Origin of the sequence: Archangium minus, assembly GCF_044360475.1 — a bacterium.
GTDB classification, from domain to species: Bacteria; Myxococcota; Myxococcia; order Myxococcales; family Myxococcaceae; genus Archangium; species Archangium minus.
Window position 1 is genome coordinate 6,138,999 of the sequence record NZ_CP043494.1, and the last position, 16,395, is coordinate 6,155,393.

The window sequence follows — 16,395 nt, forward strand, 5'->3', positions numbered from 1 at the left end:
TCCACATGGCTCACACCAAGAAGAAGATTGGCCTCATCGGCGGCGGTCAGATTGGCGGCAACCTGGCCCTGCTCGCGGTGCAGAAGCAGCTCGGCGACGTCGTCCTCTACGACATCCCGGCGGCCGAGGGCATGGTCAAGGGCAAGGCGCTGGACATCAACCAGCTCTCCGCCGTGGACGGCTACGACTGCCGCGTCACCGGCACCACCGACTGGAAGGACGTGGCCGGCTCGGACGTGGTGATCATCACCGCTGGCGTGCCCCGCAAGCCGGGCATGAGCCGCGAGGACCTGCTCGACGTCAACCTGAAGATCATGCGGGACGTGGCGGCCAACATCAAGCAGCACTGCCCCAACGCCTTCGTCATCAACGTGGCCAACCCGCTGGACGCCATGGTGTTCGCGCTCCAGAAGATCTCCGGGCTGCCCAAGAACATGGTCGTCGGCATGGCGGGCGTGCTCGACACCAGCCGCTTCAAGTGCTTCGTCGCCGAGGCGCTCGGCAGCTCCATCCGCGACGTGGAGGCCCTGGTGCTCGGCGGCCACGGTGACGACATGGTTCCGCTCGTGCGTCACAGCACCGTGGGCGGCGTGCCCCTCACCCAGCTCATCGCCAAGGACAAGCTGGACGCCATCATCGACCGCACCCGCAAGGGCGGCGCCGAGCTGGTGGCCCTCTACAAGACGGGCAGCGCCTACTTCGCGCCCGCCGCCAGCTCCATCGCCATGGCCGAGAGCTACCTGCTCGACCGCAAGCGCGTCCTGCCGGCCGCCGCCCTGCTCGAGGGCCAGTACGGCATCAACGGCTACTTCTTCGGCGTCCCGGTGCAGATCGGCGCCGGCGGCGTGGAGAAGATCGTTGAGGTGGAGCTCAACGAGGCCGAGAAGGCCGAGCTCAACAAGTCCTTCGACTCGGTGAAGAAGACCGTCGAGGGCGTGAAGCTGTAGTCCCTCCCGCTGCGAGCAGGCCCGGTCCCGCGCGGTGCAAGCCGCCGCGCGGGCCAGGCTGAGCGGGGCTGATGCCGGAGATGGAGCGCTCTTATCCCTTCGATCCGGTAATCTTTGCGGCTCGCTGAATTCACCAGTTAACTAGAAAGTGTATTGCACCGGAGGTCTGGGCGGCGCGCTCGCTCGCGGAGTCGGGTTGCGGCGCCGTCCATGCCCGAGGGCGTCCGGCCCTCCGGTCACCAAGGAGACGCAGCATGGCAGCAGCAGCGCGGTTCACGGTGGTGGGCGGCGGACTCGCCGGACTGATGACCACCATCAAGCTCGCCGAGGCCGGCTATCAGGTCGATATCCTGTCGCTTGTGCCGGTGAAGCGTTCCCACTCGGTCTGCGCCCAGGGCGGCATCAACGGCGCGGTGAATACCAAGGGAGAAGGTGACTCCCCGGACATCCACGTGAAGGACACGCTGCGCGGCGGAGACTTCCTCGCCGAGCAGGTCTCCGTGAAGGGCATGTGCTACGCGGCCCCGGGCATCATCTATCTGCTCGACCGCATGGGCGTGACCTTCAACCGCACGTCCGAGGGTCTCCTGGACTTCCGCCGCTTCGGCGGCACGTTGCACCACCGCACGGCCTTCGCGGGTGCCACCACCGGCCAGCAGCTGCTGTACGCGCTGGACGAGCAGGTGCGCCGCTGGGAGGCCGAGGGGCGCGTCACCAAGTACGAGTACTGGGAGTGGCTTGGCACGGTGAAGGACGGCTCGGGCCGGTGCATCGGCAGCGTGGCCATGGATCTGCGGACGAATGAGATCCGCACCTTCCCGGCCGAGGCCGTCTGCCTGGCCACCGGTGGCCCGGGTATCGTGTTCGGGCGCTCCACCAACTCCATCATCAACACCGGAACCGCCGCGGGCCGCGCCTTCATGGAGGGCGCCATCTACTCCAACGGCGAGTTCATCCAGGTGCACCCCACCTCCATCCCGGGTGAGGACAAGCTGCGCCTGATGAGCGAGTCGGTGCGTGGTGAGGGTGGTCGCGTCTGGGTGCCCAAGAAGAAGGGTGACACCCGCGATCCGAAGAGCATCCCCGAGAGCGAGCGCTGGTACTTCCTCGAGGAGAAATACCCCAAGTACAAGAACCTCGTGCCGCGCGACGTGGCCACCCGCGAGATCTTCAGCGTGTGCCGCGAGCTGGGCATGGGGCTGGGCGGCCAGGACGCCGTGTACCTGGACGTCACGCACATCCCGGCTCACGTGCTCACCGCGAAGCTGGGCGGCGTGATGGAGATCTACGAGAAGTTCGTGGGTGATGATCCGCGCCACGTGCCCATGAAGATCTTCCCGGGCATGCACTACTCGATGGGCGGCCTGTATGTGCGCTTCGAGGCGGATCCGCAGACGCAGACGCCGCTGGTCGGCAGCCCCGTCAACCAGTCCACCAACATCCCCGGCCTCTACGCCGCGGGCGAGGCGGACTACGCCTACCACGGCGCGAACCGCCTGGGCGCCAACTCGCTGCTCTCCTGCATCTACAGCGGCATGATCGGCGGCCCGGCCATGGTGGCCTTCTCCAAGAACAACGCCAAGAGCGCCACCGACGCGGACAACCAGAAGTACTTCGCCGAGTCGAAGAAGTTCTGGGAGGATCGCTTCGCCACCATCAAGAAGATGGACGGCAAGGAGAACGCGTACGGGCTGTCCCGCGAGCTGGGCGATCTGATGACGGAGAACTGCACCGTCGTCCGCTACAACGACCGCCTGAAGAAGACCGTGGAGAAGATCCGCGAGTTCAAGGATCGCTGGAAGAACCTCAACGCGCTCGACACGGGCAACGTGGGCAACCGGAGCATCTCCTACGCCAACCAGCTCTGGAACATGTTCGAGCTGGCCGAGGTGATCGCCAAGAGCGCGCTGCTGCGCGACGAGAGCCGCGGCGCCCACTACAAGCCGGAGTTCTCGCTGCCCGAGCCGGAGACGAAGGATCCGACGAAGGATCCCAACTGGATGGCTCTGTGGAAGAAGCGCCACGAGAAGTGGGCCAAGACGACCATGGCCAGGTACTCGGCCGAGGGCCCGCAGATCAGCTACGAAGACCTTCCCACGCCCGTGCTCGACCCCGAGCCGCGCTGGTACGCCTGAGTTAAGGAGGGAACGACATGGATAGCGCGACCGCGCAGGCACCTGTCAGCACCACCACGAAGCACGTCACCTTCCGCATCTGGCGGCAGAACGGTCCGGATGGGGCCGGGCACTTCGACGAGTTCCGCGTCGCCTATGGCAAGGGCGCGAACGTCGTCTCCTGTCTGATGGAGATCCAGCGCAACCCGGTCACCACGAGCGGCCAGAAGGTGGCTCCGGTGATCTGGGACGCCGCTTGCCTCGAGGAGGTGTGCGGCAGCTGCGCCATGAACATCAACGGGCGGGTCCGCATGGCCTGCTCGGCGCTGATCGACCGCATCATCGGTGACGGGGAGCCCATCATCACCCTGGAGCCGATGAAGAAGTTCCCGGTCACGCGCGACCTGGCCGTCAACCGCGACCGCATGTTCGATGCGCTCAAGCGCGTGAAGGCGTGGATCAACATCGACGGCACGCACAACCTGGGCCCGGGTCCGCGCCAGTCTCAGGGCGATCACTCGGTGATGTACAAGCTGTCCACGTGCATCACGTGCGGCAGCTGCCTCGAGGCGTGCCCGCAGGTGACGATCGACAACGGCTTCATCGGCGCCGCCGCCATCAGCCAGGCTCGGCTCTTCAACATGAACCCCACCGGCAAGATGAACGCCGAGGAGCGCGTCCGGGGACTCATGGGGCCGGGCGGCATCCAGGACTGCGGCAAGGCGCAGAACTGCGTGAAGGTGTGCCCGAAGGAGATCCCGCTCACCACCTCCATCGCGGTGATGAACCGCGAGGTGACCAAGCAGATCGTCAAGGACATCTTCTTCGACCAGGGCGACGAGAAGAAGTCCACGGGCGGGCCGGGCTAGCAGCAGTGCAGTAGATGTCAGTTACATGGTCGTTTCACGAGGCCCCGCGTCCGGCTGTTCCTCGCCGGGCAGGGGCCTCAGTTCTTTTCGGTCCGTGGGTTTGGCTCTTGACAATAGGGCCTTGCCAAGCGGGCCATTCTGCGCGAGAGAGGCACCCGCATCGTCCCGCCCCGGGGCTCAATCCCGGGTGCCAGTCTCGCGTCACTCGCGTCACCCGGAGCCTCGATGAAGATCCACGAGTACCAGGGCAAGGAACTCTTCCGGAAGTATGGCGTCCCCACGCCGAGGGGAATCCTCGCGCTTTCGCCCAAGGAGGCCGAGGCGGCCGCCAAGGAGCTGGCGACCCCGGTCGTCGTCGTGAAGGCGCAGATCCACGCGGGCGGTCGCGGCAAGGGCGGCGGCGTGAAGCTCGCCAAGAGCCCCGCTGAGGCGAAGGACCTCGCCAAGCAGATGCTTGGCATGAAGCTCAAGACGATCCAGACCGGGCCCGAGGGCCAGACGGTCCACAAGGTCTACATCGAGGAGGGCCTGGCCATCGGTCAGGAGCTGTACCTCGGCGTGACGCTGGATCGCGCCACCTCGCGCATCACCTTCATGGCCTCCCGTGAGGGTGGCGTGGAGATCGAGGAAGTGGCCGCCCACAGCCCGGAGAAGATCCTCCGCGAGGCGGTGGACCCGGCGGTGGGCTTCCAGGACTTCCAGGGCCGCAAGCTGGCCTTCGGCCTGGGCCTCACCGGTCCCACGGTGAACAAGTTCGTCCAGTTCTGCGCCGCGCTCTACAAGATGTACGTGGAGACGGACTCCTCCCTGGTGGAGATCAACCCGCTGGTCATCCTCAAGGACGGCGGCGTGGTGGCGCTCGACGCGAAGGTGAACTTCGACGAGAACGCGCTCTACCGGCACAAGGATCTGCTCGAGTACCGCGACATCGCCGAGGAGGAGCCGCGCGAGACCCAGGCCAAGGAGTGGGACCTGGCCTACATCGCGCTGGAGGGCAACATCGGCTGCATGGTGAACGGCGCCGGTCTGGCCATGGCCACCATGGACACCATCAAGCTGGTGGGTGGCGCTCCGGCCAACTTCCTCGACGTGGGTGGCGGCGCGAGCAAGGAGAAGGTGACGGCGGCCTTCAAGCTGATCCTCGCTGACCCGGCCGTGAAGGCGGTGCTCGTCAACATCTTCGGCGGCATCATGAAGTGCGACGTCATCGCCGAGGGCATCATCGCCGCGGCGAAGGAAGTGCAGTTGAAGGTTCCGCTCGTGGTGCGGCTCGAGGGCACCAACGTGGAGAAGGGCAAGGAGCTGCTGCGCAACTCCGGCCTCGCCATTACCCCCGCCGACAACCTCCGCCAGGCCGCCGAGAAGGCCGTCGCCGCGCTGAAGTAGGGCAGAGAAAGGTTCAAGCCATGAGCATCCTCGTCAACGAGAACACGAAGGTCCTCTGCCAGGGCATCACCGGCTCGGCGGGCTCGTTCCACTCCAAGCAGATGCTGGAGTACGGCACGAAGCTGGTTGCTGGCGTCACGCCGGGCAAGGGTGGCACCGACTTCGAGGGCAAGGTCCCCGTGTTCAACACGGTGGCCGACGCGGTGAAGCAGACCGGCGCCAACACCTCGGTCGTCTTCGTTCCGCCTCCCTTCGCCGCCGACTCCATCATGGAGGCCGCCGACGCGGGCATCTCTCTCATCATCACCATCACCGAGGGCATCCCCGTCAACGACATGATCAGGGCCAAGCGCTACCTGCAGGGTAAGCCGGGCGTGCGCCTGATCGGCCCCAACTGCCCCGGTGTCATCACCCCGGGCGCCCAGTGCAAGATCGGCATCATGCCGGGCCACATCCACAAGCCGGGCCGCATCGGCGTGGTGTCCCGCTCCGGTACGCTCACCTACGAGGCCGTGTTCCAGCTCACCCAGCTGGGCCTGGGCCAGTCCACCGCGGTGGGCATCGGCGGTGACCCGGTCAACGGCACGGACTTCGTGGACGTGCTGAAGCTGTTCAACGACGATCCGGAGACGGACGCCGTCATCATGATCGGCGAGATCGGCGGCGACGCCGAGGAGCGCGGCGCCGAGTACGTGGCGCGCGAGTTCACCAAGCCCATCGCCGGCTTCATCGCTGGCCAGTCGGCTCCTCCGGGCAAGCGCATGGGCCACGCCGGCGCCATCATCTCCGGTGGTAAGGGCACGGCCTCGGAGAAGATCAAGGCCATGGAGTCCGCGGGCATCCTCATGTCCGCCAGCCCCGCCGAGCTCGGCACCACGCTGCAGGAGGCCGTCAAGCGCGGCGCTCCCAAGAAGAAGCGCTAGTTCCACCTTTCACACGACACACGAGGACCACGACCATGGCCATCGAGCGTACGCTGTCCATCATCAAGCCCGACGGGCTTCAGAAGGGCGTCATCGGCAAGATCATCTCCCGCTTCGAGGAGAAGGGTCTCAAGCCGGTCGCCATCCGCCTGCAGCAGCTGTCCCAGGCGCAGGCCGAGGGGTTCTACGCCGTCCACAAGGCGCGCCCCTTCTTCAAGGACCTGGTGAACTTCATGATCTCCGGCCCCGTGGTGCTGATGGTGCTGGAGGGTGAGAACGCCGTCCTGGCCAACCGCGACATCATGGGCGCCACCAACCCGGCCAACGCCGCCCCGGGCACCATCCGCCGCGACTTCGCCACCAGCATCGACCAGAACACGGTGCACGGCTCGGACAGCCTCGAGAACGCCAAGATCGAGATCGCGTACTTCTTCCGCGAGACCGAGATCCACGGCTACGACTGGACGGCCAAGAAGTAAGCAGGAGGGCCTCGTGCCCAGGACCCCGGCCCGGCTCCCGCGCTCCTCCGCGGGTGGCCGGGCCGGTCGTCTTTTCCGGCAGCCCACGAAAAGCAGGGGAGGGGACGGGCGCTCCTTTGACTCCGCGTCCTATCTTGTGGGAAGTGACACCCACACTCCCCTCGTTGGAACCATGATGATGCAGCCCGAGTCCACCCCCAACGCCGACATCACGGCCACCCCCGTGCCCGCGCATGCCCCCGCGCCCGCGAAGCTCGTGGAGGTCTCCAGCCTCACGCTGGAGGGTCTCACCCGCTTCCTCACCGAGGAACTGGGCGAGCGCTCGTTCCGCGCCGGCCAGGTGTACCGGTGGATCCACCAGCGCGGTGCCACCTCGTTTGACGAGATGACGGACCTCTCCAAGGCCCTGCGCGAGAAGCTCAAGGCGCGCGCGGAGATCGTCCCCCTCGTGAAGGACGCCGAGCAGCGCTCGGTGGACGGCACCATCAAGTACCGGTGGAAGACCCGCGACGGACGCTTCATTGAGTCCGTCTACATGCCCTCGGAGGACCGCAAGACGCTCTGCGTGTCCACCCAGGTGGGCTGCGCCATGGCGTGCACCTTCTGCATGACGGGCACCCTCGGTCTCAAGCGCAACCTCACCCCGGGGGAGATCGTCGCCCAGGTGCACGCGGTCAACCGAGAGGTGCGCAAGCTCGAGAAGCTGGAGACCCTGCGCCCGCTCTCCAACCTGGTCTTCATGGGCATGGGCGAGCCCCTGCACAACTTCGAGAACCTGAAGACGGCGCTCTCCATCCTCCAGTCCGTGGACGGGCCCAACTTCAGCCACCGCCACATCACTGTCTCCACCGTGGGCCTGGTGCCGATGATCGAGCGCTTCGGCCAGGAGACGGACGTGAAGCTCGCCATCTCGCTCAACGCGAGCACCGACGAGCAGCGGTCCAAGACGATGCCCGTCAACCGCAAGTGGAACATCGCGGCGCTGCTCGATGCCTGCCGCAAGTTCCCACTGCGTCAGGGCCGCCGCATCACCTTCGAGTACGTCCTTCTGCGGGACTTCAACGACAGCGACGAGGACGCCTACCGGCTCATCGAGCTGCTCAAGGACATCCCCGCCAAGGTCAACCTCATCCCCTACAACGAGAACCCCGGGCTCGGCTTCAAGACCACCATGGACGAGCGGGCCGAGCGCTTCCGGGAGCTGCTCTGCGAGGGGCACGTCGCCGCCTTCATCCGGCAGAACCGGGGCCGGGATATTGCCGGGGCCTGTGGGCAGCTGGCCAACCGGGGTGGAGAAAATGCGTCAGAAACGGCGCAAAACCCCGAGCTTCCTTGACAATCCGGTTGGGGCGGCGTTAAGAGCGCCCCCCTCCAAGCTGATCACCTTCGTTTCACCTTTAGTTTTCACCTGGAGCATCAGAAATGGCCGTTGTTCTCCGTCTTGCCCGCGCGGGCGCCAAGAAGAAGCCGTACTACCACGTGGTGGCTACCGACTCCCGTAACCCCCGGGATGGCAAGTTCATCGAGGCCGTGGGCGCCTACGACCCCAACCACAACCCGGCCAAGGTGGAGTTCGACGCGGATCGCCTGGAGCACTGGCTGAAGGCCGGCGCGACCCCCTCCGAGACGGTGGGCGAGCTCATCAAGCGCCACAAGCGCGCCGCCGCCGCCGCCAAGCCCACGGCCTAGTCCCTCGCAGGGCTGAGCGGACAGCGTGGAGCAACTCATCATCTATCTCGCGCGGGCCCTGGTCGATCAACCCGATCAGGTGAGCCTGCGCGCGTCCGACGTGGAGGGGGCCCGGCTCTATGAGCTGAAGGTCGCCCCCGAGGACGTGGGTAAGGTCATCGGCCGCGATGGGCGCACTGTGGGTGCCCTCCGGACGTTGCTCGGTGCCGCGGCCCAGAAGCAGGGTCAGAAGGTTCGCCTGGAGATCCAGGACGACCGGCGCCAGCAGCCCCAGGCCGCGACCCCCGCGCCCGCCACCGCCCCTCAAGGCCAGTGACGCTCAAACCCCATCTCGAGCTGGGCTATGTGGCCCGCGCCCACGGTCTCCGGGGAGAAGTGGCCGTTCGCCCCTTCGATCCGGAGTCCGAGACGCTCGACTATGTCGAGCGCGTGCTCGTCCGCACGCGTGCCGGCGTGGAGCGCGTCCTGCGCATCGAGTCCGTTCGTCCCACCCCCAAGGAAGTCCTTGTTGTTTTCGAGGAGGTGGAGGGGCGCAACGACGCCGAGGCGCTGGTCGGGGCCACGGTGCTCGCCTTCCGTGAGGACCTCGAGCCTCCCGCTGAGGACGAGTACTTCCAGGGCGACCTGGTGGGGCTCACCGCTGTGGACGAGTCCGGCAACGTGCTCGGCCGCGTGGAGGAGCTCTGGAGCACCGGTGAGGTGCCCAACCTCGTCATCCGCGCCGAGGGCAAGGAAGAGCTGGTGGTGCCCTTTGCCGACGACTTCGTCTCCACCGTGGACATCGCGGGCGGTCGGCTCGTGGTGAAGCCCCCGGAGTACCTGGAGGTTGGTGGGGAGGAGCGGGAAGGGGGCGAGGACTGATGTACCCCGTGGAGGTGCTGACCCTCTTCCCGGACAGCGTCTCGGGCTACCTGAGCGCGAGCATCCTCGGGAAGGCTCGGGAGAAGGGGCTGCTTGGCGTCACGATCACCTACGTGCGTGACTTCGCCGAGGGCAAGCACCGCGTCACCGACGACACGCCCTACGGGGGCGGCGCCGGCATGGTGATGAAGCCCGAGCCCCTGGTGGCCGCCATTGAGGCCGCTCGGGCCCGTGCGCCCGCTGGGGCAAAGGTGCTGCTGATGAGCCCTCGCGGCCCCGCCTTCACCCAGGCAAAGGCGCGCGAGCTGGCCAAGGAGCCCGGTCTGATCCTCGTCTGCGGCCGCTACGAGGGCGTGGATGAGCGCGTCATGCCCTACCTGGACGGGGAGCTGTCCCTGGGTGACTTCATCCTCACCGGGGGCGAGGTCGCTGCCCTGGCCGTGGTGGACGCCGTGGCCCGGCTGCTACCCGGGGTGCTGGGCAACGAGTCTTCCAGTGTCACCGAGAGCTTCGAGGAAGGGCTCCTGGAGCATCCCCATTACACCCGGCCGCCCGTCTTCCGCGGCGCCGAGGTGCCCGCCGTCCTCCAGTCCGGCGACCACGCGCGCATTGCCCGCTGGCGCCGCTGGAAGGCCCTCCAGCTCACCCGGGAGCGGCGTCCGGATCTGTTCGCCCGCCTGGAACTCGGCAAGGCGGACACGAAGCTGCTGCAGAAGAAAGAGGAGGAGCTGTAGCCCCTCCAATGGTTCCCGGGCAATGGTCGGTGTTCTGCGGGCTTGTCCGACCCCCCGCTCTCTGGTAGTACGGCCCGCTCTCAAGTTTCGTATACCCCGAGTCCGAGCATCACGGGATTACTGGAGTCAAGTCATGCGTCGCAGCGCCATCGAGTACGTGGAGGCCAAGCACCTCCGCAAGGACGTTACCGAGTTCCGCACCGGTGACTCCGTTCGCGTCCACTGGAAGATCAAGGAGGGCGACAAGGAGCGCGTGCAGGCCTTCGAGGGAGTCGTCATCCGCAAGACGAAGGGCCACAACCGCGCCACCTTCACCGTCCGCAAGGTCTCCTTCGGCGTGGGCGTGGAGCGCATCTTCCCCGTGCACAGCCCGCGCTACGAGAAGATCGAGGTCCTCACCCGCGGCAACGTGAACCGCAACCGCCTCTTCTACCTCCGCGCCCTCAAGGGCAAGGCCTCCCGCGTGGAGAGCCAGGAGGACGCTGAGATGCGCCGCGCCACCTCGGCCGGTAAGGCTGCCGAGCAGGCAAGGGCCTGATTCAGCTCCGGCCCTCGTCGGCCGGTTCCTTCCTGGGGAGCGTTCCTTTTCCAAGGGCGCTCCCTTTTTTCATGCCCATGCGCGATAGAATGGGGGGCGCATGCACTTCGTTGAAGTCGCCGTCCAGAACGTCCGCGGGTTCGCCCCAGCGGGCCGTTTCGCCCTGAAGCCCGGATATCTGGTGCTCAAGCCGCCCGCGGACATGAGCCCGCTGGCCGGTTTGGCGCTCGCGCTGCTCTACGCGGACGGGCGCGGGGGTGATGCCTCCTTTGCAGCCTCCGCGCAGAAGCCGGGCAAGGCCGCTCTCACCCTGGTGGGGCAGGACTCTGTCACCTACCGCGTGCTGCGTGAGCTGGGCGGTGGTGGTTCGCTGCATCGGCTCAATCCCAGCACGAAGCAGCCGGAGTTGGTGACGCAGGACACCACCGAGGCCAATCAGTTCCTCCGGGGCCAGGTGGGGCTGCCGCCGCGCACCACCTTCGAGCAGCTCTTCTGTCTCCAGTCGGCGCAACTGCCCTCGCGTCGGCCTCGGGGGGCTGGTCGTCCGGCCTCGACCTCGGGCCTGGGGCTTCGCTCGGCGGGGTCGTCTCCGGGCATGCCCGCCCTGCATTCGCCGTCGTCTGCTGGCATGCCGGCTCTGCGCTCGCCGTCGTCCCCGGGCATGGCGATCTCCGCTTCGGGGCTCGGAGGCCTGCAGACGGTGATGCCCGCGTCGGACATCCCCGCCGCCGAGGCGAAGGTGCGCGAGCTCGAGAAGGAGCTCGTGTTCTGCAAGGAGGTCGACAACCTCCAGTTCGAGGTGGACGGGCTCAACTCGCAGGTCTTCGATTTGGAGTCGAAGCTGCGAAGCACCGACAGCTTGAAGGAGAAGCTGCGTGAGGCGGAGGCGGCCTGGTCCGCCGAGCCCACGCCCGAGTCGTTTGGCCTGCCCCAGGACATTGTGGCTCGGGCGGAGCGCTACTCGAGGACCCTCGCCCGGCGCGACGAGGCGCTCGCGCGGCTCAACTCCGAGCGCGAGGTGGCCGAGGAGGAGGCGGCGCGTCTGCCGGACGTGGAGCCGCTCGTGCGCAACCGCAACTTCTTGATCGCCATGGCCGCGGGCGTGGCGTGCTTCATCGCCGGCTTCTTCTTCACCAACGCGGGCCGGTACATCGCGCTGCTGGACATCCCCGCCTTCGGCTTCGCGGCCGTGTTGGCCCTGCGCTACGTGGACGAGCTGCAGTACAAGGACAAGATCCTCCGCCGCGGTGAGATGTTCGTCGTGCGCGAGAAGAAGATCCTCGAGGAGTTCGAGGCCGAGGCGGGGCCGGTGCGCAAGGCGCTGGAAGTGTTCGACGTGGACACGCCCAAGGATATCGCCCCCCGCCTCCAGCGGCGTGAGCAACTCGGTGCCGAGGTGGCTCAGTTGCGCGCCGAGCTCGTCTCCATGGAGAGGCATCCGGAGCTCGTCGAGGCCGCCGACCAGCTGCCGGTGATTCGTCAGCAGATTGAGCTGCTCAATGCGAAGATCGCGGAGAAGGGCTCCTTCGTGCGCGACGTGCGCGAGGTAGAGCGGGAGCTGCTCCGGCTCAAGGAGTCCATCGCGCTCGCGCGCAACCCGCAGCTGGCCGGGGCGGGAATGATGCCTGGCGCCGAGATGGGCACGGGCATGGAGCCCCTGGAGGATCCGTCGCCCGTGCTGCTCAGCCTGGCGGGGGATCTGCTCGCCACGGATGTTCACGCGGTGGTGGGCATGATGCGGGAGCGGTGCGTGCAGTACTTCAGCGCCCTCACCGAGCGCCGCTATGTTGGCGTGGAGTGGGACAGGGACGGGCGGACGATGGTGGTGGCTGCCTCGGGCCGGCGCATGCCCGTGGGCGAGCTGGCTCCGCGCGAGGTGGATCTCTTCTTCCTGAGCCTCCGGCTGACGGTGGTGGAGAAGGTGAGCGCCCGGGTGAAGCTGCCACTGCTCGTGGAGGACGCGCTGGTGGGGGTGGACGAGACCCGGCTGCCGCTGCTGGGGCGGATGCTCAAGCACCTGGGCTCGTTGACGCAGGTGCTGCACGTCACCTCGCACGCCGGCTTCACGCAGATGTCGGACGGGACTGTCACGCTATAGGTCGATGGCTCGAGGGCCTCCGTGTTGGAGGCCCGGGGATGGGTGCGATGGGATGGGGAGGGGCGGCGGTGGATCGCAAGGAGTATGGGGACGAGGGTGAAGAGGCGGCGGTGCGCTTCCTGGAGCAGCAGGGCTACCGGGTGCGCGCGCGCAACTACTCCTGCCGCCACGGGGAGCTGGACGTGGTGGCCGAGCACGGGGAGCTCCTCTGCTTCGTGGAGGTGCGGATGCGCTCCACAGCGGTGTGGGGGGATCCTTCCCACACGGTGTCCTTCAGCAAGCAGCGCAAGGTGGTGAAGGCCGCGTTGCATTACCTCGTGGCCCATCGGCTGCGGGATAGGATGCTCCGCTTCGACGTCATCTCGGTGGTGGGCCGCGGCGAGCGCGCGACGGTAGAGCATCTGCCAGGCGCCTTCGACGCTGGCATGTGAGGCACGGATGCCCGGAACGCTTTATCTGGTGGCTACTCCCATCGGGAACCTGGGGGACATCTCCACGCGCGCCCTGGAGACGCTGCGGCAGGTGGCCTTTGTGGCTTGTGAGGACACTCGGCACTCGCGCGTCCTGTTGGACCATTTTGGCATCTCCGCGGACACGGTGAGCCTTCCGGCCTTCGCCGAGGGCCAGCGCGCTGGCCGCATCCTGGATCGGCTCGAGGCCGGGGAGGACTGCGCACTGGTGACGGATGCGGGCAGCCCGGGCATCAGTGACCCCGGAGAGAAGCTGGTGGCCGAGGCGCTCGAGCGAGGGGTGAAGGTGGTGCCAGTGCCGGGGCCCACAGCGCTGGTGGCGGCGCTGAGCGCTTCGGGGCTGCCCACAGGGCGTTTCCACTTCCTCGGCTTCCTGCCGCGCAAGGGCCCCGAGCGTCAGGCCATGCTCGAGGAGGTGGCCCCGCTGTCGGCCACCATTGCTCTCTACGAGTCACCGCGCAGGTTGGCGGAGACGCTGGTGGACTTGAAGGACGCCCTGGGGGACCGGCGCGCGGTGGTGGCCCGCGAGCTGACCAAGGTGCACGAGGAGTTCGTGCGCGGCTCGCTGGCCACGCTGGCCGAGCGCTACGCCACCGAGGAGCCCCGGGGCGAAGTGGTGGTGCTGGTGGAGGGGAGGACCGGCGAGCGCCGCTGGTCCGAGGAGGAGCTGCGGCGTGCGCTGGAGGCGGGGCTCGGGCGAGGGGAGAAGCTCAAGCCGCTGAGCACCGAGCTGGCCCGCCGCGCCGGCTGGTCCGGTCAGGACGTGTACCGGCTGGGGCTGGGGCTCAAGAAGCAGTGAAGACCCTCACCCCGACCCTCTCCCAGTGGGAGAGGGAGGGGAGGCCGGCACCTTAGAACTGGAAGGTGGCGGTGATGTCTACGCGGAAGTCCTTGCTCTCGGAGGCGTAGAAGCGCCGCGAGACGAAGTCCGTGCGGTAGTCGAAGTTGGGATTGAGCTCCGCCGGGTTTTCCGTGATGTCCACCGTACCGCTCGCGTCGATGTCCTTGCCGATCTTCTCGTCGGTGAGGACGTGGTCCGTGTTGTACAGGAGCATGCCCGAGCCCCGGACGGACACCACGTCGGAGAGCCGCGCCGTCAGGGCGACCTGGCCACCCACCTGCATGTAGTCCCCGGTGTAGAGCAGCTTGCGCAGCGCGCCGCTCAGCTCGTTGTAGTAGCGGCCCTCAGACACGTAGTTGGTGATGGCTCGCAGGTCCAACTTGAACTGGCGCCGAGGCTGGTCATAGACCTGGAACTCGGAGCCGAACGTCACCCCCGCCACGTGTGCCGGCTGGATGCCCGTCGTCTTGCGATCCCACCCCGGCGTGCTGCAGTTCTCCGGGTAGGCGAGGTTCCCCGCGTCGCGGCTGTCGCAGTTGGAGTAGAAGCCCGGGCCCCGCACCGGGATGGTGTAGTGCATCTTGAAGTACGGATCCGCCAGACCGATCTTCCGAGAGAGCGCCGTGTACAGCGTGTACTTGTGCACCCGGTCCCCGACGGAGCCCCGCTCGTCCGAAGCCGTCACCATGCTCGGGTTGAGCTGCTTCGCCGTGGGCGCCTCGTAGTCGAGCCCCACCACCCAGGTGGGCTTGGTGTCGTCCTTGCGCTGGTTGAAGACGGCCCACGCCAGCCCGAAGCGCATGTTGCCCAGGCCGCCGCGGAATGACTCCAAGGGCACGTTGAAGAGCGGCTGCGTGCCTGCCCCCGTGGCCGGATCGCAGGACGGATCCGTCAACGAGCCATTGGCCCGCAGGCAGTTGTTGGTGATGGAGGAGTTGCCCGCGTTCCGTCCCGAGACGAAGCTCCAGTCCTCATTCCACGCGAGGACGATGGGGAGCCCGAACGAGAACTCCACGTCCTGGTAGAGGCCGAAGGCCAGGTCCAGGTTCAGCCGGGTGTCGTGACCCTTGTACCAGAGCTCGGGGGTGAGCTGACGCGACCCACCATCCGATGACAGCACCTCGCGGAGGATCTTCGTGCGCCGCTGCGTGTGCTCGAAGCCCACGTCGATGAACATCCCGAACGGATCATTGTCCTCGAAGGACGAAGCGACGCGGGTCACATCCGCCGCAGTAGCGACGAACGGCGCACCCAGCGTCAGCGCGGCGACAACGGCGCGAAGCCTGGACATCCGACCTCCGGAACCACATCCTCGGGCGCCCGGCCGATACCGCCTAACCCCCGAGAAATGTTGAGAAAAATTGTCCGGGGACGCTAGCCGCCACAGGAAGGGGTGTCAAGAAACGGATGGCCTCAGCCGCCCGCCACCGTGGTGCCGAGCAGCGCGTCCTGCCGGCGCATCTCGGCCTCGAAGGCCGCGCGCTGGGTGGCCGCCAGAGAGCGCCGGTAGGTGCGGTGGCTCTCGTAGGGGTCCAGGACGCGCTCGTCGCCAGCCTCGAGCTGGTAGTGCAGGTGGGGCGCGAAGGAGCGGCCACTGTTGCCGCTGCGGCCCAGCACGGCGCCCGCGGCGATACGGTCACCCACCTTCAGCGTGCGCGGCAGCTCGTCCATGTGCAGGAAGAGGGCACGGCGGTGCTTGCCACCCACCTCCTCCAGCTCGATGCAGTTGCCGTTGAAGCGGAAGCTCCAGTTCTTGCGGCGGACGATGCCCGTAAAGGGGGCCTTCACAGGGGTGCCCACGGGCGTCTTGAAGTCCACGCCCTTGTGCCGGCGGCCATCACGCAGCAGCGACGTCACCTGCTCGTAGTCGTCCAGCGGCGAGTTCTCCAGGCGCAGCTCCAGCTCCTCGCCACTGGGCAGGTAGTAGCGGGGGTTCCTGTCGCCCTCGGCCTGGAAGCGGTAGGTCTTGTGCGTCTGGCCCGTCTTGTTGCTGGTGAAGCGCACCGCGTACACGAGAGGCTCCTCGTTGGGGCGCACCTCGTAGAGGACGTCCAGGGTGTCACCGCGGCGGATGTCGCCCGGCACGTCCACCCACCACACCAGCGTACGCGTCACCACCTGGGCGAGCGCGGGGCCCACCTCGGGGCCAGCAGCCGCGGTAACGGCTGTCTCCAGCGGTCCCTCGATGCGGATGACAGCGCGGGACAGTCCGGCGGCTTTCAGCGGATCGTTGGAGGGGGCAGCGGCCGCCGTCGGGGCAGAGGGGAGCGCGGCGGCAGCGCCAGTGTCCACGGGGCCCTGGGCCACGGGCGCGGTGGCCTGTGGCTCGGCCGCGACGGTGGCGGGCGTCTCAGAGGCAAGTCGTTGCTTCCACCACCACACGCCTCCGGCGCTCAGGCCGAGAAGCAAGGAAACGACCATCACCGGCCCGACAGGGCTCTTTTTC

At 67.3% G+C, this 16,395-nt stretch carries 17 protein-coding genes; 15 read left to right on the top strand and 2 right to left on the bottom strand.

The window, feature by feature from the left end; all coding sequences use genetic code 11:
* The first annotated feature begins 5 nt into the window (after positions 1 to 5).
* From mdh to rsmI, 15 genes are all read left to right on the top strand, one after another.
* Entirely contained in the window at positions 6 to 947 is a 942-nt protein-coding gene (gene mdh, locus F0U60_RS24945) for a malate dehydrogenase (protein WP_395824073.1), read from the top strand.
* A 254-nt stretch (positions 948 to 1,201) separates the two neighbouring features.
* Positions 1,202 to 3,082: a succinate dehydrogenase flavoprotein subunit gene (gene sdhA, locus F0U60_RS24950; RefSeq protein ID WP_395824076.1), complete on the top strand. Its 1,881-nt coding sequence runs from the start codon at positions 1,202 to 1,204 to the stop codon at positions 3,080 to 3,082.
* 17 nt (positions 3,083 to 3,099) lie between these two features.
* Complete coding sequence (sdhB, locus tag F0U60_RS24955; protein WP_395824079.1) at positions 3,100 to 3,930, top strand: succinate dehydrogenase iron-sulfur subunit; 831 nt, start codon at positions 3,100 to 3,102, stop codon at positions 3,928 to 3,930.
* Between the two features lie 225 nt (positions 3,931 to 4,155).
* Positions 4,156 to 5,316 carry an ADP-forming succinate--CoA ligase subunit beta gene (gene sucC / locus F0U60_RS24960; protein ID WP_395824082.1) on the top strand — a complete coding sequence of 387 codons (1,161 nt, stop codon included), beginning with the start codon at positions 4,156 to 4,158 and terminating at the stop codon, positions 5,314 to 5,316.
* Positions 5,317 to 5,336: 20 nt separating this feature from the next.
* Positions 5,337 to 6,239: a succinate--CoA ligase subunit alpha gene (gene sucD, locus F0U60_RS24965; protein WP_395824085.1), complete on the top strand. Its 903-nt coding sequence runs from the start codon at positions 5,337 to 5,339 to the stop codon at positions 6,237 to 6,239.
* A 35-nt stretch (positions 6,240 to 6,274) separates the two neighbouring features.
* On the top strand, positions 6,275 to 6,718 hold the full coding sequence (gene ndk, locus F0U60_RS24970) for a nucleoside-diphosphate kinase (protein ID WP_257458804.1): 444 nt from the start codon (positions 6,275 to 6,277) through the stop codon (positions 6,716 to 6,718).
* A gap of 178 nt (positions 6,719 to 6,896) precedes the next feature.
* The gene (gene rlmN / locus F0U60_RS24975) at positions 6,897 to 8,054 is read left to right on the top strand and encodes a 23S rRNA (adenine(2503)-C(2))-methyltransferase RlmN (RefSeq protein ID WP_395825424.1); all 1,158 of its coding nucleotides are present in this window, start codon (positions 6,897 to 6,899) and stop codon (positions 8,052 to 8,054) included.
* Between the two features lie 86 nt (positions 8,055 to 8,140).
* Positions 8,141 to 8,407, top strand: a complete 267-nt coding sequence (gene rpsP / locus F0U60_RS24980; protein WP_395824089.1) for a 30S ribosomal protein S16 — start codon at positions 8,141 to 8,143, stop codon at positions 8,405 to 8,407.
* 25 nt (positions 8,408 to 8,432) lie between these two features.
* The gene (locus F0U60_RS24985; RefSeq protein WP_395824092.1) at positions 8,433 to 8,723 is read left to right on the top strand and encodes a KH domain-containing protein; all 291 of its coding nucleotides are present in this window, start codon (positions 8,433 to 8,435) and stop codon (positions 8,721 to 8,723) included.
* On the top strand, positions 8,720 to 9,268 hold the full coding sequence (gene rimM / locus F0U60_RS24990; protein WP_203404568.1) for a ribosome maturation factor RimM: 549 nt from the start codon (positions 8,720 to 8,722) through the stop codon (positions 9,266 to 9,268). The genes F0U60_RS24985 and rimM overlap by 4 nt, the downstream gene beginning before the upstream one ends.
* Positions 9,268 to 10,002, top strand: coding sequence for a tRNA (guanosine(37)-N1)-methyltransferase TrmD (trmD, locus tag F0U60_RS24995; RefSeq protein WP_395824095.1), 735 nt, complete (start codon positions 9,268 to 9,270; stop codon positions 10,000 to 10,002). Before rimM ends, trmD begins: the two co-directional genes overlap by 1 nt.
* A 133-nt stretch (positions 10,003 to 10,135) precedes the next feature.
* Positions 10,136 to 10,540 (top strand): 50S ribosomal protein L19, encoded by a 405-nt coding sequence (gene rplS, locus F0U60_RS25000; RefSeq protein ID WP_395824099.1) that lies wholly within the window; start codon positions 10,136 to 10,138, stop codon positions 10,538 to 10,540.
* A 100-nt stretch (positions 10,541 to 10,640) separates the two neighbouring features.
* Entirely contained in the window at positions 10,641 to 12,638 is a 1,998-nt protein-coding gene (locus F0U60_RS25005) for an ATP-binding protein (protein WP_395824102.1), read from the top strand.
* A gap of 47 nt (positions 12,639 to 12,685) precedes the next feature.
* On the top strand, positions 12,686 to 13,069 hold the full coding sequence (locus F0U60_RS25010; protein WP_395825427.1) for a YraN family protein: 384 nt from the start codon (positions 12,686 to 12,688) through the stop codon (positions 13,067 to 13,069).
* Positions 13,070 to 13,076: 7 nt separating this feature from the next.
* Positions 13,077 to 13,907, top strand: coding sequence for a 16S rRNA (cytidine(1402)-2'-O)-methyltransferase (gene rsmI / locus F0U60_RS25015; protein WP_395824104.1), 831 nt, complete (start codon positions 13,077 to 13,079; stop codon positions 13,905 to 13,907).
* Positions 13,908 to 13,959: 52 nt separating this feature from the next.
* Here the strand turns inward: rsmI and F0U60_RS25020 are convergent, their stop codons facing one another.
* Together F0U60_RS25020 and F0U60_RS25025 are read right to left on the bottom strand one after the other, a co-directional pair.
* Positions 13,960 to 15,240 carry a hypothetical protein gene (locus F0U60_RS25020; RefSeq protein WP_395824107.1) on the bottom strand — a complete coding sequence of 427 codons (1,281 nt, stop codon included), beginning with the start codon at positions 15,238 to 15,240 and terminating at the stop codon, positions 13,960 to 13,962.
* A 122-nt stretch (positions 15,241 to 15,362) separates the two neighbouring features.
* Complete coding sequence (locus F0U60_RS25025) at positions 15,363 to 16,370, bottom strand: M23 family metallopeptidase (protein ID WP_395825430.1); 1,008 nt, start codon at positions 16,368 to 16,370, stop codon at positions 15,363 to 15,365.
* Positions 16,371 to 16,395: the final 25 nt, after the last annotated feature.

Excerpts from the sequence above, each read along its gene's own strand:
- mdh (WP_395824073.1), top strand. The coding sequence starts at position 6 with ATGGCTCACACCAAGAAGAAGATTGGCCTCATCGGCGGCGGTCAGATT.
- rpsP (WP_395824089.1), top strand. The coding sequence starts at position 8,141 with ATGGCCGTTGTTCTCCGTCTTGCCCGCGCGGGCGCCAAGAAGAAGCCG.
- F0U60_RS25025 (WP_395825430.1), bottom strand. The coding sequence starts at position 16,370 with ATGGTCGTTTCCTTGCTTCTCGGCCTGAGCGCCGGAGGCGTGTGGTGG.
- trmD (WP_395824095.1), top strand. The coding sequence starts at position 9,268 with ATGTACCCCGTGGAGGTGCTGACCCTCTTCCCGGACAGCGTCTCGGGC.
- sdhA (WP_395824076.1), top strand. The coding sequence starts at position 1,202 with ATGGCAGCAGCAGCGCGGTTCACGGTGGTGGGCGGCGGACTCGCCGGA.
- F0U60_RS25020 (WP_395824107.1), bottom strand. The coding sequence starts at position 15,240 with ATGTCCAGGCTTCGCGCCGTTGTCGCCGCGCTGACGCTGGGTGCGCCG.
- sdhB (WP_395824079.1), top strand. The coding sequence starts at position 3,100 with ATGGATAGCGCGACCGCGCAGGCACCTGTCAGCACCACCACGAAGCAC.
- F0U60_RS25010 (WP_395825427.1), top strand. The coding sequence starts at position 12,686 with ATGGGATGGGGAGGGGCGGCGGTGGATCGCAAGGAGTATGGGGACGAG.
- F0U60_RS25005 (WP_395824102.1), top strand. The coding sequence starts at position 10,641 with ATGCACTTCGTTGAAGTCGCCGTCCAGAACGTCCGCGGGTTCGCCCCA.
- ndk (WP_257458804.1), top strand. The coding sequence starts at position 6,275 with ATGGCCATCGAGCGTACGCTGTCCATCATCAAGCCCGACGGGCTTCAG.
- sucD (WP_395824085.1), top strand. The coding sequence starts at position 5,337 with ATGAGCATCCTCGTCAACGAGAACACGAAGGTCCTCTGCCAGGGCATC.
- sucC (WP_395824082.1), top strand. The coding sequence starts at position 4,156 with ATGAAGATCCACGAGTACCAGGGCAAGGAACTCTTCCGGAAGTATGGC.
- rlmN (WP_395825424.1), top strand. The coding sequence starts at position 6,897 with ATGCAGCCCGAGTCCACCCCCAACGCCGACATCACGGCCACCCCCGTG.
- rsmI (WP_395824104.1), top strand. The coding sequence starts at position 13,077 with ATGCCCGGAACGCTTTATCTGGTGGCTACTCCCATCGGGAACCTGGGG.
- rplS (WP_395824099.1), top strand. The coding sequence starts at position 10,136 with ATGCGTCGCAGCGCCATCGAGTACGTGGAGGCCAAGCACCTCCGCAAG.